We start from the raw sequence: 20,765 nt of genomic DNA, 5'->3' as shown, positions 1-20,765 counted from the left end.
CCACCTAGGGTCGCGGGCAGGAGGTGGGGCGGTGTCGGACGGGCTCTACGTCACCGGCTGCGAACCGGCCAGCGGCAAGTCCGCGGTCGCCCTCGGGGTGTTCGAGCTGCTCGCCCGGCGGGTGGGGCGGCTCGGTGTCTTCCGGCCGGTGGTCTCCGCGCGGGAGGGCTCCGACGGCGTCGTCGACCTGCTCCTCCCCCGCGCGCACCCGGACCTGACCGCGGACGCGTGCGCCGGGGTGACCTACGCCGACGTGCTCGCCGACGAGGACCGCGCGCTGTCGGAGATCGTCGCCCGCTACCGGGCGCTGGCCGCGCGCTGCGACGGGGTGCTGGTCGTCGGCTCGGACTTCAGCGAGGCCGCCGCCGCGCGGGAGCTGGCGCTCAACGCCCGGATCGCGGCCAACCTCGGGCTGCCGGTCCTGTGCGTCGTCTCCGGCCGCGACCGCGACCCCGACGACGTCGCCGTCGCCCTGGGCGTGGGCCGCGAGGCCATGCGCGCGGCCGGGGCCGAGGTCGTCGCCGCCGTCGCCAACCGGGTGCCGCCGGCGCGGCTGGCCGCGGTGCGGGCGCGGGTCGGCGGCGGGGACCCGCCGGTCTACGTGCTCCCGGAGGCGCCGGTGCTCACCGCGCCGACGATGGCCGAGGTGGCCCGCGCCTGCGACGCCCGCCCGCTGGCCGGGGACGACGGCACGCTGGGCCGGGAGACCTCCGGGGTGCTGGTGGCGGCGATGACCATCCCCAACCTGCTCGAGCGGCTGGTCGACGACGTCGTGGTCATCACCCCCGGCGACCGGGCCGACGTCGTGCTCGGCGTGGTCGCCGCGCACCTCGCCGGCGGGCTGCCCGCCCCGGCCGGGCTGGTGCTGACCGGCGGCATCGAGCCGGCCGCCCCGGTGCGGCGGCTGCTCGAGCACCTGCCGGCCACCGTGCCGGTCGTGGTGACCGACCGGGACACCTACGTCACCGCCACCCTCGCCGGGTCGGTGCCCGGCCGGATCCGCCCCGGCGCGCAGCGCAAGATCGACGTCGCGCTGTCCCTCGTCGAGGAGCACGTCGACGCCGGGGAGCTGCTGGGCCGCACCGCGCTGGCCCGGCCGCGGGTGACCACGCCGCTGATGTTCGAGCACGAGCTGCTCGACCGGGCGCGGGCCGACCGCCGCCACGTCGTGCTGCCGGAGGGCACCGACGAGCGGGTGCTGCGCGCCGCCGAGCGGCTGCTGCGGCGCGGCGTGGTCGACCTGACCCTGCTCGGGGACCCCGCCGAGGTGCGCGCCGCGGCCACCCGGGCGGGGGTCGACCTCGGCGCGGCGCGGCTGCTCGACCCCTGCGACCGCGAGCTGCGGGAGCGGCTGGCGCTGGAGTACGCCCGGCGGCGGGCGCACCGCGGCGTGACCATGGACGCCGCCCGCGACCTCGTCGTCGACGTCTCCTACGCCGGCACGCTGCTGGTGGCCCTGGGGATGGCCGACGGGATGGTGTCGGGCGCGACCCACACGACCGCGCAGACCATCCGCCCCGCACTGGAGCTGATCAGGACGACCGAGGGCGTGTCGATCGTGTCCAGCGTGTTCTTCATGTGCCTGGCCGACCGGGTGCTCGTCTACGGCGACTGCGCGGTCAACGTGCACCCGAGCGCCGAGCAGCTGGCCGAGATCGCGATCACCTCGGCCGGCACCGCGGCGCGCTTCGGCGTCGAGCCGCGGGTGGCGATGCTGTCCTACTCCACCGGCTCCTCGGGCAGCGGCGAGGACGTCGACCGGGTGCGGACGGCCACCGAGCTGGTGCGCGAGCGGGCCCCGGAGCTGTCGGTCGAGGGGCCGATCCAGTACGACGCCGCGGTCGACGCCGGCGTGGCGCAGGCGAAGCTGCCCGGCAGCGCGGTGGCCGGGCGGGCCACGGTGTTCGTCTTCCCCGACCTCAACACCGGCAACAACACCTACAAGGCCGTGCAGCGCAGCGCCGGCGCGGTGGCCGTGGGCCCGGTCCTGCAGGGCCTGCGCGCGCCGGTCAACGACCTCTCCCGGGGAGCCACGGTGCAGGACATCGTCAACACCGTGGCGATCACCGCGATCCAGGCGCAGGGGCCGGCCGCCGGGGGCGGGGCGCAGTCGTGAGAGGGCGGGTGCTCGTCGTCAACTGCGGCTCGTCGTCGCTGAAGTACCGGCTGGTCGACGTCGCCGCCGGCGAGGCCCTGGCCTGGGGGCTGGCCGAGCGGGTCGGGCAGCCCTCCGGCCGGCTCAGCCACTCCCGGCCCGGTGCGCCGCCGGCGGTGGTCGAGCAGGCGCTGCCCGACCACGGCGAGGCGCTGGCCGCGGCGCTGGCCGCCTTCGAGCGCAGCGGCCCGTCGCTGGCCGACGCCGGGCTGGTCGCGGTCGCCCACCGGGTGGTGCACGGCGGCGACCGGTTTTCCGCGCCGGTGCTGGTCGACGACGGCGTGCTGCGGGCCATCCGGGAGCTGGCCACCCTCGCGCCGCTGCACAACCCGGTCAACGCCGTGGGCATCGAGGTGGCCCGCCGGACCTTCCCCGGCCTGCCGCACGTGGCGGTCTTCGACACCGCCTTCCACGCCACCCTGCCGCCCGCGGCGCACACCTACGCGGTGCCGCCGCAGTGGGCGCGCGAGCACGGCGTGCGGCGCTACGGGTTCCACGGCACCTCGCACGCGTTCGTCTCCCGCGCCGCCGCCGGACTGCTCGGGCGGCCGGTCGAGCAGGTCAACACCGTGGTGCTGCACCTGGGCAACGGCGCGAGCGCCACCGCCGTCGCCGGCGGCCGCAGCGTGGACACCTCGATGGGCATGACCCCGCTGGAGGGGCTGGTCATGGGCACCCGCTCCGGCGACGTCGACCCCGCTGTCGTCGCGCACCTGCACCGGGTGGCCGGGCTCGGGCCCGAGGAGGTCGACCGGGCGCTGAACACCTCCAGCGGCATGCTGGCGCTGGCCGGCACCAACGACCTGCGCGAGGTGCACCGGCGGATCGCCGACGGCGACGCCGACGCCGCGCTCGCCCTCGACGTGTTCTGCCACCGGGTGCGCAAGTACGTGGGCGCCTACCTGGCCGTGCTGGGCCGCACCGACGCGATCGCCTTCACCGGCGGCATCGGGGAGAACGACCCGGTGGTGCGGTCGCGGTCGCTGGCCGGGATGGAGCCCCTCGGCGTCCGGCTCGACGAGGAGCGCAACGCCGACCGGTCCCCCGGCGGGCGCCGGGTGTCGGCCGACGACAGCGCGGTCGCGGTGCTGGTGGTGCCCACCGACGAGGAGCTGGAGATGGCCCGCCAGGCCGTCGACCTCCTCGCCCCCTGAGTGCTCCTCGCCCCTTGAGTGCCATCAGCGCGCAATAGGCACCCGGGCGCCCGTCCCCAGGTGCCTTTCGCGCGATGAAGGCACCTCGGGCCGTCCTGACGACCGTGCGCGCCGGTGCCGCCGGGGGGCGGGGCGTCAGCCGGCCGGGCCCCCGAGGAGCCGGCGGACGGTGCGGGCGGCGACCAGTCCGGACTCGATCGCGCCGTCCATCGTGCCGGTCCACCCGGAGGCGTGGTCCCCACCGGCCAGGACGACCCGTCCCTCGGGCGCCTGCAGCGCGGGGAGGGCGGCGAGCCGGCCGGGGCGGGCGGTGGCCCAGGTGCCGCGGGAGAACTCGTCGGTGCACCAGTCGTGGGCGGTGACCGCCTCGATCCGCGCCCCGGCCGGCAGCAGCTCCTCGAACGCCGCGCGCACCGCCCCCTCGTCACCGGGAGGCACCCGGGCAGCGTCCGGACCGAGGGCGAAGAGCAGGTGCCGGCCGTCGTCGAGCAGCTCCCAGCTGGTCACCACGGTGACCGGGCGCGAGTCGGGCGCCAGCGCGAGGACCGGCTCGTCCACCCCGCCGACCAGCGCCCACAGCTTGACCCCGCGGCCGGCCTGCCCCTCCGCCACGACCGCCTGCGTGGCCCGGTCGAGGGCCGGCCGGAAGTCCACCGACCCCAGCACGTTGATCGGCAGCGCGACGACCGCGGCCGACGCCGGGACGGCGGTGCCGTCCCGGGTCGTCACGGTGACGGTGGCGTCGTGCTGCTCGACCCGGGCCACCGGCGCTGACGTGCGCACCTCCGGGGCGCCGTCGTCGGCGAGCGCCGTGACGAGGTCCGCCGTCCGGATGCCGAAGGCGCCCATCGCGTCCATCCACAGCCAGAGGTCCCAGCCGGCCAGCGCGATCTCGCGCACGAGCGTGAGCAGGCCGGCCTCGGAGTTCGGTGCCGACGCCGAGGTGGACAGCAGGGCGGCGGCCAGGTCGCGGTCGGCGGCCGACAACTCGGTGGCGTCGAGCCGGTCCTGCACGGACAGGCCGTCGAGCGCCGCGACGGCGTCGGGGACGGCGAGGGGCAGGTGCGGCAGGGGGAAGACCTCGCGGCCCTCGGGGAGCAGCCGGGCGAACACCTCGGTCAGCCGGGGGGCGAGCGCGGCCATCGGCTCCTCGTGCAGCCGTCCCCCGCTCCAGTAGATGGCCCGCCCGGGTACCGGGAGCGGCCGGTACGGGATGCCGTACCGGGTCAGCTCGGCGAAGACGTGCGGCTGGAACCAGTGCACCTGGGCGCCGCCGAGCTCGACGTCCCGGCCACCCAGTTGCGCGGTGCGGGTCCGGCCGCCGAGCCGGTCCCGGGCCTCGAGCACCAGGACCCGCAGGCCGGCGTGCCGCAGCTCCCGGGCCGCGGTCAGGCCGGCCAGCCCGCCGCCGACCACGACGACGTCCTGCCCGGGGGGCTCGGCCATGACCGCCTCGTCTCCGCCCGGGCCCGCGGCACGCCTCCGGTCCCGGGCCAGGGCACCTCGGTAGCAGCAGCGGCGGCCACGCTAGGGCCTGGCCGCTCCGCCGAGCGGGGACGACGTCGTCGTCGGGCGTCCGCGCGGTGGCGTCGTGCCCGACGGCGAGCCCCTCGTCGCTGCGGGCGAGGAACGGCGGCGCGGTGCCTCTATCGCGCTATCGGCCCCCGACGGGCGGGCCCTCAGTCGTCGTCGGTGCGGTAGCCCAGGTTGGGTGCCAGCCAGCGCTCGGCCTCGGCGAGGGTCCAGCCCTTGCGGCGGGCGTAGTCCTCGACCTGGTCGCGGCCGATCCGGCCCAGGTTGAAGTAGCGCGCCTCCGGGTGGGAGAAGTACAGCCCGCTGACCGCGGCACCCGGCCACATGGCCATCGACTCGGTCAGCCGCAGGCCGATCGCGGCCTCGACGTCGAGCAGCTCCCAGATCGTCTGCTTCTCGGTGTGCTCCGGGCAGGCCGGGTAGCCCGGCGCGGGGCGGATGCCGCGGTAGCGCTCGGCGATCAGCGCGTCGTTGTCCAGCCGCTCGTCGGCCGCGTAGCCCCAGAACTCCCGCCGCACCCGCTCGTGCAGCCGCTCGGCGAACGCCTCCGCCAGCCGGTCGGCCAGCGCCTCGAGCAGGATCGCCGAGTAGTCGTCGTGGGCGGCCTTGAACGCGGCCACCCGCTCGGCCGCGCCCAGCCCCGCGGTGACGGCGAAGGCGCCGACGTGGTCGGCCAGGCCGCTCTCCCGCGGTGCGACGAAGTCGGCCAGCGACGTGCGCGGGGCGCCGTCGCGGCCCTCGGTCTGCTGCCGCAGCTGGTGCAGCACCGCGCGTACCTCGCTGCGGGCCCCGTCGGTGTAGACCTCGATGTCCTCACCGGGCCCGTCCTCGCCGTCGACCCGCGCCGCCGGGAACAGCCCGAACACGCCGTTCGCGGTCAGCCAGCGCTCGGCGACGATCCGGTCGAGCATCGCCTGCGCATCGTCGAACAGCCGCCGCGCCGCCTCGCCGGTGGCCGGGTTGTGCAGCAGGTCCGGGAACCGGCCGCGCATCTCCCACGCGGTGAAGAACGGCTGCCAGTCGATGTAGCCGCGCAGCTCCTCGAGCGGGTAGTCGCGCAGCACCTGCACGCCGGTCCCCGTGCGCGGCTGCGGCGGCTCGTACGACGACCAGTCGAGCGCAGGCGCCGCGGTACGGGCGGCGGCGATCGGCAGCAGCGTGCGGGTGTCGGTGCGGGCGGCGTGCCGCTCGCGCAGCCCCGCGTACTCGGCGTCGGTGGCGGTCAGCAGGCCGGGGCGCTGCTCGTCGGACAGCAGCGCGGCGACGACGGGCACCGACCGCGACGCGTCCTTCACCCAGATGACCGGGCCGTGGTAGCGCGGCGCGACCTTGACCGCGGTGTGCGCGCGCGAGGTCGTCGCCCCGCCGATGAGCAGCGGCACCTCGAAGCCCTGCCGCTCCATCTCGGCGGCCAGGCCGACCATCTCGTCCAGCGACGGGGTGATCAGCCCGGACAGGCCGATGACGTCGGCGCCGACCTCCTTGGCGGTGTCCAGGATCTTCTGCGCCGGGACCATGACGCCGAGGTCGACGACGTCGTAGTTGTTGCACTGCAGGACGACGCCGACGATGTTCTTGCCGATGTCGTGGACGTCGCCCTTGACGGTGGCCATGACCACGCGGCCGTTGGTGCGCTCGGCGTCGCCGGGCTGCCGCTCGGCCTCGATGAACGGCACCAGGTGGGCGACGGCCTTCTTCATCACCCGCGCGGACTTGACCACCTGCGGCAGGAACATCTTGCCGGCGCCGAACAGGTCGCCGACGACGTTCATCCCGCTCATCAGCGGGCCCTCGATGACCTCGATCGGCCGGCCGCCGCGGGCGGCGATCTCGAGGCGCAGCTCCTCGGTGTCGGCCTCGACGAACTCGTCGACGCCCTTGACCAGCGCGTGGGTGATCCGCTCGGCGACCGGCAGCGACCGCCACTCCTCGGTGGCCGCCTCCTCGGCGGCACCGGTGGCGGCGTACTCCCCGGCGATCTCCAGCAGCCGCTCGGTGGCGTCGGGCCGGCGGGCGAGGACGACGTCCTCGATGCGCTCGCGCAGCCGCGCCGGGACCTCCTCGTACACCTCGAGCGCACCGGCGTTGACGATCCCCATGTCCATGCCGGCGGCGACGGCGTGGAAGAGGAACACCGCGTGGATGGCCTCCCGGACGCGGTTGTTGCCGCGGAAGGAGAACGACACGTTCGACACCCCGCCGGAGACCCGCGCGTGCGGCAGGTTCGCCTTGATCCAGCGGGTGGCCTCGATGAAGTCCAGCCCGTAGCGGGCGTGCTCCTCGATGCCGGTGGCGACGGCGAAGACGTTGGGGTCGAAGACGACGTCCTCGGGCGGGAGGCCCACCCGGTCGACGAGCACGTCGTAGGCCCGGCGGCAGATCTGCTGCCGCCGCTCCAGGGTGTCGGCCTGCCCGTCCTCGTCGAAGGCCATGACGACGACGGCGGCGCCGTACCGGCGGCACAGCTCGGCCTGCCGGACGAACTCCTCCTCGCCGTTCTTCAGCGAGATCGAGTTGACGATCGACTTCCCCTGCAGCTGCTGCAGGCCGGCCTCGATGACCTCCCACTTCGAGGAGTCGACCATCACCGGCACGCGGCAGATGTCGGGCTCGGCGGCGATCAGCCGGGTGAAGCGGGTCATCGCCGCGACGCCGTCGATCATGCCCTCGTCCATGTTGACGTCGATGACCTGCGCGCCGGCCTCGACCTGCTGGCGGGCCACGGCGAGCGCGCCGGCGTAGTCGCCGTCGCGGACCAGCCGGCGGAAGCGCGCCGAGCCGGTGATGTTGGTGCGCTCCCCGACGTTGACGAACAGCGAGTCCTCGTCGACGGTCACCGGCTCCAGGCCCGACAGCCGCAGCGCCGGGCGGGCCGCCGGCGGGGTGCGCGGCGCGCGCCCGGCGACGGCGGCGGCGATGGCGGCGACGTGCGCCGGGGTGGTGCCGCAGCAGCCGCCGACGAGGTTGACGAAGCCGTCCTCGGCGAAGTCCTGCAGCACGCCGGCGGTCTCCTCCGGCGCCTCGTCGTACTCGCCGAAGGCGTTGGGCAGGCCGGCGTTGGGATAGCAGGAGACGAAGGTGTCGGCGACGCGGGCGAGCTCGGCGACGTAGGGGCGCAGCTCCTTGGCGCCCAGCGCGCAGTTGAGCCCGACGGCGAGTGGCCGCACGTGCCGCACCGAGTGCCAGAACGCCTCGGTGGTCTGCCCGGACAGGGTGCGGCCCGACGCGTCGGTGATCGTGCCCGAGACGACGACCGGCCAGCGGCGGCCGCGCTCGTCGAACAGCGACTCCAGGGCGACGATCGCGGCCTTGGCGTTGAGCGTGTCGAAGACCGTCTCGACCAGCAGCAGGTCGGCGCCGCCGTCGACCAGGCCGTCGGCCTGCTCGCGGTAGGCCGCGACGAGCTCGCCGAAGGTGACGTTGCGGGCGCCGGGGTCGTTGACGTCGGGCGAGATCGACGCCGTCCGGGTGGTCGGCCCGAGGGCGCCGGCGACGTACCGGGGCCGCTCCGGGGTGCGGGCGGTCATCGCGTCGGCCTCGCGGCGGGCCAGCCGGGCGGCGGCCTCGTTGATCTCGCGGGCCAGGGAGGCCATGCCGTAGTCGGCCAGCGAGACGGCGTTGGCGTTGAAGGTGTTGGTCTCGACGACGTCGGCGCCGGCCTCGAGGTACTCGCGGTGGATGCCCGCGACGAGCTCGGGCCGGGTGAGCACGAGCAGGTCGTTGTTGCCCTGCAGGTCGGCCGGCCAGTCGGCGAACCGCTCCCCGCGGTAGTCGGCCTCGCTCGGCCGCTGCTGCTGGATCGCCGTCCCCATCGCGCCGTCGAGCACCAGGATGCGCTGCTCGAGCAGGGCGGTGAGCTCCGTGGTGGCGTCGGGACGGAGCTGCGGGGCGTCGGTCACGGGCGTCCTCGGGGTCGGTCAGGCGGCAGGTCCTGCTGCTCGGGCAGCAGCCGCTGGGCCGCGTGTGTTCCCTGCGTCGTCGGAGGCGGTGCCGCGGGCCCGTGCCATCCTCCCACCCGCGCCACGCGGGGTGCGCGCCGCGATCGACGTAGGCTCGCAGGGGTGATCGACCCGAAGTCCGCTCCCGATGACCTGCCCCAGCTGAACCAGCCGGTGGCGGTGGTCGCCTTCGAGGGTTGGAACGACGCCGGGGACGCCGCCACCGGGGCGCTCGAGCACCTCGAGCTCATCTGGGACGCCACCCCCCTCGCCGCGCTCGACCCCGAGGACTACTACGACTTCCAGGTCAACCGCCCCACCGTCTCCCTGGTCGAGGGCGTCAGCCGGCGCATCGAGTGGCCGACGACGCGGGTCTCGGTGGCCCGGCCGCCGGGCAGCGACCGCGACGTCGTCCTCATCCGGGGGATCGAGCCCAACATGCGCTGGCGCGGCTTCTGCGCCGAGCTCATCGAGCTGTGCCAGGAGCTCGACGTGCAGACCGTCGTCGCGCTGGGCGCGCTGCTCGCCGACACCCCGCACACCCGGCCCACGCCGGTGAGCGGCTCGGCCTACGACCAGGAGTCCGCCCGGGCCTACGGCCTGGAGACCTCCCGCTACGAGGGCCCGACGGGCATCCTCGGCGTCTTCCAGGACGCGTGCGTGCAGCAGGGCCTGCCCGCGGTGAGCTTCTGGGCCGCCGTCCCCCACTACGTCTCCCAGCCGCCCTCCCCGCGGGCCACCGTCGCGCTGCTGCAGCGGGTCGAGGAGGTGCTCGAGCTGCCGGTGCCGCTCGGGGCGCTGCCCGCGCAGGCCGACGACTGGGTCCGGACCGTCGACGAGATGGCCCAGGAGGACGCCGAGGTCGTCGAGTACGTGCGCTCCCTCGAGGAGCGCGCCACCGAGAGCGACCTCTCCCAGGCCAACGGCGACCAGATCGCCCGGGAGTTCGAGCGCTACCTGCGCCGGCGCGGCTCCTCCCCCAGCTGACCGGTCCCGGTCGCCGGCCCGCCGTGGTCGGCGCCCGGCCCGGTCGGCGCGGTGGTCGGGGATAACGGTCGGGTTCGCGGCGTTGCGGGCGTTCCTCGCGCACTGCGGGCGCTGCAGCACCGGCGATCCGCGGGGAACGCCGGCAGTGCGGGGCCAGGCCGCCCCGCTCCGGTCACCGGCGCAGCAGCGGGGCCATCCGCGCCGCGGCGTCGTCGCCGAAGAGCCGGTCGTGGGTGGCGAGGGCGAACCGGTCGGTCATCCCGGACACGTGGTCGACGACCTGGGTGACCAGGTCGGCCTCGGTGTCGCGGTAGGTCGGCGGGATCAGCTCGGGGTGGGCCAGGTGGTGGTCGACCAGCCGGCGGATGACGTCGATGGCCAGCTGCTTCTGCCCGGCGGCGGTCTCGGACAGGTAGACCCGCTCGAACATGAACGTCCGCAGCCGGTGCATCGCGGCCAGCGGCTCGGGCGCCATGACCACCCGGCCGCCGTCGGCCAGGGAGCCAACGACGACGGCGTCGACCATCGCCCCGACCATGGCGCTGCCCGGCTCGCCGAAGGCCTCGCGCGCCACCGCGGGCAGGTCGCCGGGCACCAGCACCCCGGCGCGGACGGCGTCGAGGGCGTCGTGGGACAGGTAGGCGATCCGGTCGGCGTAGCGGACGCACTCCCCCTCGCGGGTCGCCGGCGGCGGCGTGATCTTCCAGCTGTGCGCGCGGATCCCGTCGCGGACCTCCCACGTCAGGTTCAGGTGCTCGAGGACCTCCACGATCCGCACGCCCTGCGCCGCGTGGTGCCAGCCGCCGGGCACGTAGGGGTCGAAGGCGTCCTCCCCGATGTGGCCGAACGGCGAGTGGCCGACGTCGTGGCCGAGCGCGATGGCCTCGGCGAGGGTCTCGTTGAGCCCGAGCGCGTGGGCGATGGCCCGGGCCACCTGGGTGACCTGCAGGGTGTGGGTGAGCCGGGTGACGAAGTGGTCGCCGTCGGGGTTGAGGAAGACCTGCGTCTTGTGCTTGAGCCGGCGGAAGGCCTTGGCGTGCAGGATCCGGTCGCGGTCGCGCTCGAAGGCGGTGCGCAGCCGGTCCTCGGGCTCGTCGACGGCGCGGCCGCGGGTGGCCGCCGAGCGGGCCGCGGCGGGGGCGAGCCCGGACTCCGCCGCCTCGCGGGCCGCGCGGCCGGTGAGCCGGAACCCGCCGGACACTCAGCCCTCCTGCAGCGCGACACCGAGCAGCGCGTCGACGGCGTCGGCCACCATCGCCGGGGCGCCGTCCTCGGCCTCGCCGTCCCCGGCCAGCGTGGCCGCCGCCCAGGCGTCGACGACGGCGATCGCGCCGGGGCTGTCGAGGTCGTCGGCGAGGCGCTCGCGGAGCCCGGCGAGCACCGGCGCGGCCGGGGCGCCCGCGGTCAGGGCGGCCGCCCGGCGCCAGGTGGCCAGCCGCTCCTGCGCGGCCGACAGCAGGTCCGGCGTCCAGGCGCGGTCGGTGCGGTAGTGGCCCGAGAGCAGCGCCAGCCGGATGGCCATCGGGTCGACGCCCTCGCCGCGCAGCTTGGAGACGAAGACCAGGTTGCCGCGGCTCTTGCTCATCTTCTCGCCGTCGAGGCCGATCATCGCCGCGTGCACGTAGGCCCGGGCGAACGGGCCCTTCTCCCCCGTCTCGGCGGCGGTGAGCGCCTCGGCGTGGACGGCGGAGTACTCGTGGTGCGGGAAGACCAGGTCGCTGCCGCCGCCCTGCACGTCGAAGCCGGTGCCGATGGTGTCCAGCGCGATCGTGGCGCACTCGATGTGCCAACCCGGTCGGCCGGCGATGCCGCGGGGGCCGGGCCAGGCGGGCTCGCCCTCGCGGCGGCCGCGCCACAGCAGCGGGTCGAGCCGGTTGCGCTTGCCCGGCCGGTCGGGGTCACCGCCGCGTTCGGCCGAGAGCGCCAGCATCGTCGTCTCGTCGTAGCCGGACTCCGCGCCGAAGCCGGGGGCCTGGGAGACGTCGTGGTAGACGTCGCCGGTGCCGTCGCCGATCACGTAGGCCAGGCCCTCGTCGAGCAGGGTCTCCACGTGCGCGACGATCCGCGGGATCGCGGCCACCGCGCCCACGTAGTCCTCCGGCGGCAGCACCCGCAGCGCGGTCATGTCCTCGCGGAACAGCGCCGTCTCGCGCATGCCCAGCACGACCCAGTCCTCGCCGTCGCGCTCGGCGCGCTCGAGCAGCGGGTCGTCGATGTCCGTGACGTTCTGCACGTAGTGGACGGCGTGCCCGGCGTCCCGCCACACCCGGTTGACCAGGTCGAAGGCCAGGTAGGTGGCCGCGTGCCCGAGGTGGGTGGCGTCGTAGGGGGTGATGCCGCAGACGTACATCCGCGCCACCGCACCGGGCTCGGTGGGCACGACCTCCCCGCGCGCGGTGTCGAACAGGCGCAGCACCGGACCGGAGCCGGGCAGGGTGGGGAGCAGCGGGGCGGGCCAGGCGAGCACGACGCCGAGGGTAGTTGCGTGTCCGGCGCCCCCCCGCCGCCCGCCCCGCACCTGGGGACGGCGCCCCGGCGCGCGATCCCGGCCCGCGCTGTGTGCACACGGCGCGGGCCGGCCGGCGCCGCGACGACGCCACGTGCACAGGACGTGGCCGACGGACCCGCCCGGTCGCGCGCTGCGCTGGGCCCCGTCAGCGGCGGGGCAGCCCGACCAGGACCTCGTCCTGCTCGGCCGGCCGGCGCGACGGGCGGGTGTCCCCGTCGGTCACCTGCCGGACCGCCCGCCACTGGCCGGGTGCCCACGCCCGTGTCAGCAGGCCGTCGTCCGACAGCGCGACCAGGGCGCCGCTCTCCGTCGCCAGCAGCCCGGCCTCGACCCGCTCGTCCTCGCCCCCGGTGGTCTGCACCGTCCAGATCGGCATCCCGTTCTCCCCCTCACGGCACCGCCCCTCGGCGCCCCGGTCCCAGCAGACAACGGGGCCGGGTGGCCGGGTGCAACCGTTCCCCGGCGCGCCATCGCTGTCCGTCAACGGAACGGCAGAGGACGGAAATCCGGGCCCGGCCGTCCTCAGTCGTCCTCGTCGACCCAGTCCAGGGTGCGGGTGACCGCCTTCTGCCACTTGCGGTAGTAGCGCTCACGCTGGTCGACGGGCATCTGCGGCGTCCAGCGGCGGCCCTCGGCCCACTGCGCGGTCAGCTCGTCCTGGCCGCTCCAGAAGCCGACGGCCAGGCCCGCGGCGTAGGCGGCACCCAGCGCGGTGGTCTCGGCGACCCGGGGCCGGACGACGTCGACGCCGAGGATGTCGGCCTGGAACTGCATGAGCAGCTCGTTGACCACCATCCCGCCGTCGACCCGCAGCTCGGCCAGTGCCACCCCGCTGTCGGCGTCCATGGCCTCGACCACCTCGCGGGTCTGGTACGCGGTCGACTCCAGCACCGCCCGCGCCAGGTGGCCGCGGTCGACGTAGCGGGTCAGCCCGACCACCGCACCGCGGGCGTCGGAACGCCAGTGCGGAGCGAACAGGCCGGAGAAGGCGGGCACGAAGTAGGCACCGCCGTTGTCCTCCACCGAGCGGGCGACCGCCTCGATCTCGCCGGCGCCGCCGATGAGCCGCAGGTTGTCGCGCAGCCACTGCACGAGCGAGCCGGTGACCGCGATCGACCCCTCCAGCGCGTACACCGGGTCGTCGTCGCCGAGCATGTAGCAGACGGTGGTCAGCAGCCCGTTCTCCGAGCGGACCGCGGTCTTGCCGGTGTTGAGCAGCAGGAAGTTGCCGGTGCCGTAGGTGTTCTTGGCCATGCCCGGCGTGAAGCAGACCTGGCCGAAGGTGGCCGCCTGCTGGTCGCCGAGCGAGCCGGCGATCGGGACCCCGGCCAGCGCCCCGCCCTTGCGGCCCTCGCCGTAGACCTCGGAGTTGGAGCGGATCTCGGGCAGCATCGAGGTCGGGATGCGCAGGTCGGCGGCGATCGACTCGTCCCACTGCAGCGTGCCCAGGTCCATGAGCAGCGTGCGCGAGGCGTTGGTGACGTCGGTGAGGTGCAGGCCGCCGTCCGGACCTCCGGTGGCGTTCCACAGCAGCCAGCTGTCGATGGTGCCCATGAGCAGCTCGCCGCGCTCGGCCCGCGCCCGGGCGCCCTCGACGTTGTCGAGGATCCAGGTGACCTTCGGCCCGGCGAAGTAGGTGGCCAGCGGCAGGCCGGTCCGCTCCTTGTAGCGGTCGGCGCCGCCGCCGAACTCGCCGAGCTCACGGCAGATCGCGTCGGTGCGGGTGTCCTGCCAGACGATCGCGTTGTACACCGGCTCGCCGGTGGTGCGGTCCCAGACGACGGCGGTCTCGCGCTGGTTGGTCAGCCCGACGGCGGCCAGGTCTCCGGCGACGGCGTCGGCGCGGGCCAGTGCCAGCCCGACCACGTCCCGGGTCTTGGCCCAGATCTCCACCGGGTCGTGCTCGACCCACCCGGCGCGGGGGAACACCTGCCGGTGCTCCTCCTGCGCCCGGGCGACGACCGCGCCCGCGGCGTCGAAGACGATGCAGCGGGTGCTCGTCGTCCCCTGGTCGATGGCGGCGACGTACCGGGTCAACGCTGACCTCCAGGCTCGGGTCGGACGGGGTCTCAGGCGGAGGCGGCGAACGGCCGGATCTCGGGGGCCTGCAGCCGGGCGCGCTCGGCGGAGGTGTCGTCGGGCATCGCCTCGGCGGCCCGCTCGGCCTCCACCCGCGCCAGGTAGGTCGCGACCTCGCGCTCGCGCTGGTCGTCGTCCCACCCGAGCAGCCCGGCCATGAGCTCGGCGGCCGGCCGGGCCGACGCCGTCCCCCGGTCGGCCTGCTCGTAGGACAGCCGGGTCCGGCGGGTCAGCACGTCCTCGAGGTGCAGCGCGCCCTCGGCGGTGACGGCGTAGACCACCTCGGCGCGCAGGTAGTCCGGCGCGCCCTCCAGCGGCCGGCCGAGGTCGGGGTCGGCGTCGACGAGGGCCAGCAGCTCGTCGACCAGGCTGCCGTAGCGGTCGAGCAGGTGCTCCACGCGGGTCTCGGTCCAGCCGTGCGCGCGGGCGAGGTGGGCCTTGCGGTTCCACCGCACCCGGTAGCCGTCGGCGCCGGCCAGCGGCAGCTCCTCGGTGAGCGAGGCGGGGATCGGCGCGTCGGGGTCCTCCCCCGGCGCGCGGTCGGCCAGCGCCATGTCAACGACGTCGCGGGCCATCACCCGGTAGGTCGTGTACTTGCCGCCGGCGATCACCGTGAGCCCGGGCCGGACGGTGGCCACGGTGTGCTCGCGGGACACCTTCGTCGTCGCCTGCCCCTCCTCGCCCACCGGCTGCAGCAGCGGCCGCAGGCCGGTGTAGACGCCGAGGACGTCGTCGCGGCCGAGCGGCCGGGTGAGCACGTCGTTGGCCCGCTCGAGGAGGTAGTCGACGTCGGCGGCCGAGGCGACCGGGTGGTCCTTGGCCAGGTCCCACGGGGTGTCGGTGGTGCCGATCACCCAGTGGGTGGGCCACGGGATGATGAACAGCACGCTCTTCTCGGTGCGCAGGATGACCCCGTCCTCGCCGGCGATGACGTCGCGCGGGACGGCGATGTGCACGCCCTTCGACGCCCGCACGGTCAGCCCCTGGGCACGGAAGAGCTCCTGGGTCTGGTCGGTCCAGACGCCGGTCGCGCCGACGACGTGCCGCGCGCGGATGGTGAGCTCGCGGCCGGTCTCCAGGTCGACCGCGCGCACGCCCGCGACCCGGCCGCCCTCCTCGAGGTAGCCGACGACCTGGGTGCGGCTCGCGGCCAGCGCGCCGTGGCCGACGGCGGTGCGCACGAGCACCTGCACGAGGCGGGCGTCGTCGACCTTGGCGTCCCAGTAGCGGATGGCGCCGACGGCGGCGTCCTCGCGCAGCGACGGCGCGACCCGGCGCAGCGCCTTCCGCGACAGGTGCCGGTGCAGCGGCACGCCCTGCCCGCCGACGCGGCCGAGCAGCCCGCCGAGCACGTCGTAGAGCGCGATGCCCGCCCCGGTGTAGGCCCGCTCCCACACCCGGTGGCGCAGCGGGTAGAGGAACGGCACCGGGTGCACCAGGTGCGGGGCGAGCCGGCCGACGAGCAGGCCGCGCTCGTGCAGCGCCTCGCGGACCAGGGCGAAGTCGAGCATCTCCAGGTAGCGCAGCCCGCCGTGGACGAGTTTGCTGGCCCGGCTGGACGTGCCCGAGGCCCAGTCGCGCTGCTCGAGCAGGCCCACCGACAGGCCGCGGCTGGCCGCGTCGAGGGCGGCGCCGGCGCCGGTGACCCCGCCGCCGATCACCAGGACGTCGAGGACGTCGGCGGACATGCGGGTGAGGGCGGTCGTGCGGACCTCGGGCGAGAGGGCGGTGGACACCGGGCGGCACTCCTGGCTGGGGACGGCGGCAAGGCCCGGGGCGGGCCCGGGGCCACCGCGAGTCTCCCCCACCAGCGGCGACGGCGGGTGGTGGGACGGACACCGGCCCGCGGCGCTAGCGTCGCCAGGGCGGGCACGAGGAGGGGGACGGCGATGACCACCCAGGCGATGGACACCGCGGAGTACCTGCCGGCGCTGAGCCGGACCGACGCCCGCTTCGCCGACGCCGCCGCCGAGGCCCTGCTGGCCTCCGGGTGGCGGGCGCCGGTCCCCGGCTGTCCGGACTGGACCCTCGCCGACCTCGTGCGCCACCTCGGGGAGGTCCAGCACTTCTGGGCCTGGGTGGTGCGCACCCGCGCCGCGTCGCCGGAGGGCTACGCCGAGCCGCCGCGCCATCCCGACGACGAGTTGCTGGGCTGGTCGATGGCGCAGGCGGCGGAACTGGAGACGGCGCTGGCCGCCGCCGACCCCGCCGAGCGGGTCTGGACGTGGGCGCCCCGGCAGGACGTCGGCTGGGTGCTGCGGCGGCAGGTCCACGAGGCGGTGGTGCACACCGCCGACGTCGAGCAGGTGCTCGGCGACGTCCGGCCGATCCCCGCCGGCCTCGGGCTCGACGGCCTCGACGAGTGGCTGGAGGTCATCGTGCCCGGTGCGCTGCCCGACGGGCCGCCGCCCGGCGCGCACCCCGTCGTGCTGCACGCCATCGACGCCGGGGTGGAGCGCACGCTGTTCGCCGGGTCCCGCCCGCGCCCGGTGGCGACGCTGCGCGGCACCGCGGGCGACCTGCTGCTGGCCTGCTGGCGGCGGGTGCCGCTGGAGGTGCTCACCGTCGACGGCGACGGCCTGCAGGCGGCCGCGATGATCGGCCTGGTCGACATGGAGTGACCCGGCTCCCGGGCCGGCTCAGGGCCAGGTGACGGCGTGCCGCTCGAAGGCCTCGCCGGTCTGGATGCCGACCACGCAGAACACCAGCCCGGCCGGGTCGGTCATCTGCCAGAACGAGCCCATGTCGGCCTTCCGGCGGGCGCCCAGGGCCTCCAGCCGCGCCACCTCGGCGGGGATGTCGTCGGTCTCGACGTCGACGTGCCAGCGCGGCGGCGTCCCCTCCCCGGTGCGCTGCACCTCGAGGTGGAAGCCGTCGGCGAACGAGCCGAGCGAGTGCCAGCTCGGGTCGGTCATGTCGGGTTCGACGGGGTGGCCGGTGGCCGCCGACCAGAAGTCGAGGCCGGCGGCGTGCACGTCCGGCGGCAGGTCGAGCAGGAGGATCGCGAGGCGGCTGCGGTGCGGCATGCCCCCGGATGCTGCCCGAGCGCTCAGAACGGCGGCCAGGGCAGCGCCGGCCACTGCCCCGACGGCTCGGGGTGCAGCTTGGTGCGCAGCAGCTCGGCCACCCGCTGCTGGGTGCAGCGGACCTCGCGCCGGGTCAGGTGCTCGTGCAGCGTCTCGCCGAGGTCGCCGCGCAGGTCGTCCGCGAGCCGCTCGAGCACCTCCAGGGCGGCCAGGGGCAGCGGCTTGCCCGCCCAGCGCCACAGCAGGGTGCGCAGCTTCGGGTCGGCCGAGAAGCAGATGCCGTGGTCGACGCCGTACACGTGACCCGACGCCGTCGGGATGATGTGCCCGCCCTTGCGGTCGGCGTTGTTGACCACCGCGTCGAACACCGCCATGCGGCGCAGCCCCGGGTGGTCGGAGCGGACGAAGGCGGCCAGGTCGACGCCGGGGTCGCCGTCGATCCACAGCTGCACCATGCCGGGGCCGAACGGGCCCTCGCGCAGCACGGTGGGCGGCACGATGCCCCAGCCGGTGGCCTCGCTGACCAGCGCCGCCGACACCTCCCGCCCGGCGAGGGTGCCGTCGGGGAAGTCCCACAGCGGCCGCTCGCCGGCCACCGGCTTGTAGACGCACTCGGCCTCGAGCTCGGCGGTGCGGATGGCGCCGACGAGGGTGACGTTGCTCGCGTCGAGCATCCGCCCCTCGAGGTCGATCTCGCCCTCGACCAGGAGGGTGCGCGCCTCGGCGTCGGTGTCCGGGGCGCGCAGCTCCCGCGCGGGCCGGCCGCCGGTCACCGCCGCGCTCCGCGGTTCAGCGGCGGTAGCCGTTCTGCCGCGGGCAGACGTGCCCGGTGGGGTCCAGCGGCAGCGAGCACAGCGGGCAGGAGGGGCGGCCGGCGGCGACGACGCGACGCGCCCGGGCGACGAACGACCGGGCGGCGCCGGGGGTGATGGTCACCCGCAGCGCGTCGGGACCCTCCTCGGCGTCGGAGAGGATGGTCTCCTCGTCGACCGGCTCGTCGGTGGCCGCCACGGCCTCGACGACGACGGCCTGCGCCTCGCCGTCCCAGGCCAGGCCCATCGCCGCGACGCGGAACTCCTCGTCGACCGGAGCGGTGAGCGGCTCGAGGTCGTCGACGTCGGCGGTGGCGGGGACGGCCGTGCCGGGCCGGGAGGCGATCTCGTCGAGCAGCTCGTCCATGCGCTCGGCGAGCACCTGCACCTGCGACTTCTCCAGCGCGACGCTGACCACGCGGCCGTCGTCGTCGGAGGCCTGCAGGTAGAAGGTGCGATCCCCGGGCTGGCCGACCGTCCCGGCGACGAACCGGGTCGGGCGCTCGAAACGGAAGACCTGGCGCGGCACGCTGCCAGGTTACGCGGGCGGTCCGACGACCGCCGTCACGTCGCGGCCGCGCCGGCGCCGCCGCCGACGACGGCGTCGGAGTCCCTGCCCCGGCGGCGACGGGGCCGCTTCTTCGGCGGCACCAGGGCGGCGACGTCACCCCCGGTGTCGTTGACCCGCAGCACGAAGGGGCGGGTCTCGGTGTAGCTGACCACCGAGATCGAGGCGGGGTCGACGACGATCCGCTGGAAGGCGTCCAGGTGCAGGCCGAGGGCGTCGGCGAGCACGGCCTTGATGACGTCGCCGTGGGAGCAGGCCAGCCAGACCGCGTCGGGACCCAGCCGGTCGTTCCACTCGCGGACGGCGGCGACCGCGCGGGCCTGGGTCTGCGCCAGCCCCTCGCCCTCGGGCCCGGGGAACACCGCCGCGGAGGGGTGCTGCTGCACCACCTTCCACAGCGGCTCCTTGACCAACTCCTTGAGCGGCCGGCCGGTCCAGTCGCCGTAGCGGGCCTCGCCGAGCCGGTCGTCGGTGCTCAGCTCGAGCCCGCGCCCGTCGAGCACGGCCCCGGCGGTCTGCCGGCAGCGCTCCAGCGGGCTGCTGACGACCGCGGCCAGCGGCACCGGCGCGAGCCGGGCGCCCACCGCGGCCGCCTGCGCCTGCCCGGCCTCGTCGAGCTCCACGCCGGGACTCCACCCGGCCAGCACACCACCGGCGTTCGCCGTCGTCCGGCCGTGCCGCAGGAGGATGACGGTGGTCACGCGGCCGAGCGTAGGCGGACCCGCGCCGGCGTCCTCCCTCACCGCAGGGGGGGGGGGGGGCGGGGGGGGGGGGGGGGGGGGGGGGGGGGGGGGGGGGCGGCGGGGGCGGGGGGGGGGGGGGGGGGGGGGGGGGGGGGGGGGGGGGGGGTGGGGGGGGGGGGGGGGGGGGGGGGGGGGGGGGGGGGGGGGGGGTGCCCGGCCCCCGCCCGCCGCCCGCCCCCGCGGGGGGCCGCCCGCGGCCCCGGCGGGGGCGGCCCCCCCCCGACGATCAGGTCACCTGATCCCGGCGGGACGCCTCAGTTGGGCGCGAGCACGCCCGCGCCGACCAGTGCCAGCAGCGCCAGGCCGAGCACCACCCGGTAGACGACGAACGGGGTGAACGTGCCGCGGTCGAGGTAGCGCAGCAGCCAGGCGATCACCGACAGGCCCACGCCGAACGCGATCACCGTGGCCAGGAGGGTCGGCCCCCAGGCGACGCTCTCGCCGGCCACGCCGCCGGTGAGCGCCTCGTAGGCCTGGAAGAACCCCGACCCGAGCACCGCGGGGATGGCCAGCAGGAACGAGTAGCGGGCCGCGGCGGCGCGGGTGTAGCCGAGGAACAGGCCCATCGTGATGGTGCCGCCGGAGCGGGACACGCCCGGCACCAGCGCCATCGACTGCGCCAGCCCGAACAGCAGCCCGTCGCGGACGGTGAGCTGGCGCAGCTCACGTGTCTTGCGGCCCACGCGGTCGGCCCAGTAGAGGACCAGCGAGAAGGCGACCAGCGCGATCGCCACGATCCGCAGGTCGCGGAAGGTGGTCTCGATGTCGTCCTGGAACAGCAGCCCGAGGACCACGATCGGGATGCTGCCGACGATGATCAGCCAGCCCATCCGGGCGTCGGGGTCCGCACGCATCGAGCGGTCGGTCAGCGCCCGCAACCAGGCGACGACGATGCGCGCAATGTCCCTGCGGAAGTAGAGCAGGACGGCGGCCTCGGTGCCGATCTGCGTGATCGCGGTGAACGCCGCGCCCGGGTCACCCCAGCCCGACGCCTCGCCGACCACCCGCAGGTGCGCGCTGGAGGAGATCGGCAGGAACTCCGTGAGCCCCTGCACCAGCCCCAGGACGACCGCCTCGAACCACCCCACGCCGCTCAGCCCCGGGACCGGGTGGGACGGCGGACAGGACGGTTCGGGACTCGCGACGGCACGGGGGGACAGCCTAGGCCGACCCCCGCGGCGGACCCGGGCACGACCCGGCGCGGCGCCGTCCACACCCGCCGCGTCCCCCGGCTCCTGTCGGCCGGCGGCGGTAGGTTGGC

16 protein-coding genes are annotated in these 20,765 nt (G+C 75.8%); 4 read left to right on the top strand and 12 right to left on the bottom strand.

The genetic code is table 11. The annotated features are described in order from the left end of the window. The first annotated feature begins 31 nt into the window (after positions 1-31). The gene (gene pta, locus ACI79O_RS08030) at positions 32-2,116 is read left to right on the top strand and encodes a phosphate acetyltransferase (protein WP_456913778.1); all 2,085 of its coding nucleotides are present in this window, start codon (positions 32-34) and stop codon (positions 2,114-2,116) included. After that, the gene (locus tag ACI79O_RS08025; RefSeq protein WP_456889935.1) at positions 2,113-3,309 is read left to right on the top strand and encodes an acetate/propionate family kinase; all 1,197 of its coding nucleotides are present in this window, start codon (positions 2,113-2,115) and stop codon (positions 3,307-3,309) included. The genes pta and ACI79O_RS08025 overlap by 4 nt, the downstream gene beginning before the upstream one ends. A gap of 135 nt (positions 3,310-3,444) precedes the next feature. Here the strand turns inward: ACI79O_RS08025 and ACI79O_RS08020 are convergent, their stop codons facing one another. Both ACI79O_RS08020 and metH read right to left on the bottom strand, forming a co-directional pair. After that, positions 3,445-4,755 carry a flavin monoamine oxidase family protein gene (locus ACI79O_RS08020; RefSeq protein ID WP_456913776.1) on the bottom strand — a complete coding sequence of 437 codons (1,311 nt, stop codon included), beginning with the start codon at positions 4,753-4,755 and terminating at the stop codon, positions 3,445-3,447. 233 nt (positions 4,756-4,988) lie between these two features. Then, positions 4,989-8,741: a methionine synthase gene (gene metH, locus ACI79O_RS08015; protein WP_456889939.1), complete on the bottom strand. Its 3,753-nt coding sequence runs from the start codon at positions 8,739-8,741 to the stop codon at positions 4,989-4,991. Positions 8,742-8,903: 162 nt separating this feature from the next. On the opposite strand from metH, the gene ACI79O_RS08010 reads away from it, so the two are divergent. Continuing rightward, a complete protein-coding gene (locus ACI79O_RS08010) occupies positions 8,904-9,767 on the top strand; it encodes a PAC2 family protein (RefSeq protein WP_456873309.1) in 864 nt (287 codons plus the stop codon). Between the two features lie 172 nt (positions 9,768-9,939). Here the strand turns inward: ACI79O_RS08010 and ACI79O_RS08005 are convergent, their stop codons facing one another. From ACI79O_RS08005 to ACI79O_RS07985, 5 genes are all read right to left on the bottom strand, one after another. Beyond that, positions 9,940-10,968, bottom strand: coding sequence for an HD domain-containing protein (locus ACI79O_RS08005; RefSeq protein WP_456913774.1), 1,029 nt, complete (start codon positions 10,966-10,968; stop codon positions 9,940-9,942). Further along, positions 10,969-12,234: a cysteine--1-D-myo-inosityl 2-amino-2-deoxy-alpha-D-glucopyranoside ligase gene (gene mshC, locus ACI79O_RS08000; protein WP_456913773.1), complete on the bottom strand. Its 1,266-nt coding sequence runs from the start codon at positions 12,232-12,234 to the stop codon at positions 10,969-10,971. Positions 12,235-12,421: 187 nt separating this feature from the next. Next, positions 12,422-12,652 (bottom strand): hypothetical protein, encoded by a 231-nt coding sequence (locus ACI79O_RS07995; protein WP_456889943.1) that lies wholly within the window; start codon positions 12,650-12,652, stop codon positions 12,422-12,424. A gap of 146 nt (positions 12,653-12,798) precedes the next feature. Then, on the bottom strand, positions 12,799-14,313 hold the full coding sequence (gene glpK, locus ACI79O_RS07990) for a glycerol kinase GlpK (RefSeq protein ID WP_456913771.1): 1,515 nt from the start codon (positions 14,311-14,313) through the stop codon (positions 12,799-12,801). Positions 14,314-14,345: 32 nt separating this feature from the next. Then, a complete protein-coding gene (locus tag ACI79O_RS07985) occupies positions 14,346-16,091 on the bottom strand; it encodes a glycerol-3-phosphate dehydrogenase/oxidase (RefSeq protein ID WP_456889947.1) in 1,746 nt (581 codons plus the stop codon). 153 nt (positions 16,092-16,244) lie between these two features. Between ACI79O_RS07985 and ACI79O_RS07980 the strand changes: the two genes are divergently transcribed. Next, entirely contained in the window at positions 16,245-16,976 is a 732-nt protein-coding gene (locus ACI79O_RS07980; protein ID WP_456889948.1) for a maleylpyruvate isomerase family mycothiol-dependent enzyme, read from the top strand. An 18-nt stretch (positions 16,977-16,994) separates the two neighbouring features. On the opposite strand, the gene ACI79O_RS07975 is transcribed toward ACI79O_RS07980, so the two are convergent. The 5 genes from ACI79O_RS07975 to ACI79O_RS07955 all read right to left on the bottom strand — a co-directional run bounded on the left by ACI79O_RS07975 (position 16,995) and on the right by ACI79O_RS07955 (position 20,592). Then, positions 16,995-17,381 (bottom strand): VOC family protein, encoded by a 387-nt coding sequence (locus ACI79O_RS07975; protein ID WP_456889950.1) that lies wholly within the window; start codon positions 17,379-17,381, stop codon positions 16,995-16,997. Between the two features lie 23 nt (positions 17,382-17,404). After that, a complete protein-coding gene (locus tag ACI79O_RS07970; protein ID WP_456889951.1) occupies positions 17,405-18,154 on the bottom strand; it encodes an SCO1664 family protein in 750 nt (249 codons plus the stop codon). A gap of 16 nt (positions 18,155-18,170) precedes the next feature. Next, complete coding sequence (locus tag ACI79O_RS07965; RefSeq protein ID WP_456913769.1) at positions 18,171-18,722, bottom strand: DUF3090 family protein; 552 nt, start codon at positions 18,720-18,722, stop codon at positions 18,171-18,173. 35 nt (positions 18,723-18,757) lie between these two features. Continuing rightward, the gene (locus tag ACI79O_RS07960) at positions 18,758-19,462 is read right to left on the bottom strand and encodes a histidine phosphatase family protein (RefSeq protein WP_456889955.1); all 705 of its coding nucleotides are present in this window, start codon (positions 19,460-19,462) and stop codon (positions 18,758-18,760) included. 296 nt (positions 19,463-19,758) lie between these two features. Continuing rightward, complete coding sequence (locus tag ACI79O_RS07955; RefSeq protein ID WP_456890741.1) at positions 19,759-20,592, bottom strand: undecaprenyl-diphosphate phosphatase; 834 nt, start codon at positions 20,590-20,592, stop codon at positions 19,759-19,761. Positions 20,593-20,765 lie beyond the last annotated feature (173 nt).

The organism is Geodermatophilus sp. SYSU D00696 (genome assembly GCF_054050235.1).
Note: the sequence above shows the minus strand (reverse complement) of the source record. Positions and strands in the feature narration are given on the sequence as shown.

What these genes read in the sequence shown, in the direction of transcription:
- ACI79O_RS08020 (WP_456913776.1), bottom strand. Translation starts at nt 4,755, where the DNA reads ATGGCCGAGCCCCCCGGGCAGGACGTCGTCGTGGTCGGCGGCGGGCTG.
- ACI79O_RS07995 (WP_456889943.1), bottom strand. Translation starts at nt 12,652, where the DNA reads ATGCCGATCTGGACGGTGCAGACCACCGGGGGCGAGGACGAGCGGGTC.
- ACI79O_RS07980 (WP_456889948.1), top strand. Translation starts at nt 16,245, where the DNA reads ATGACCACCCAGGCGATGGACACCGCGGAGTACCTGCCGGCGCTGAGC.
- ACI79O_RS07975 (WP_456889950.1), bottom strand. Translation starts at nt 17,381, where the DNA reads ATGCCGCACCGCAGCCGCCTCGCGATCCTCCTGCTCGACCTGCCGCCG.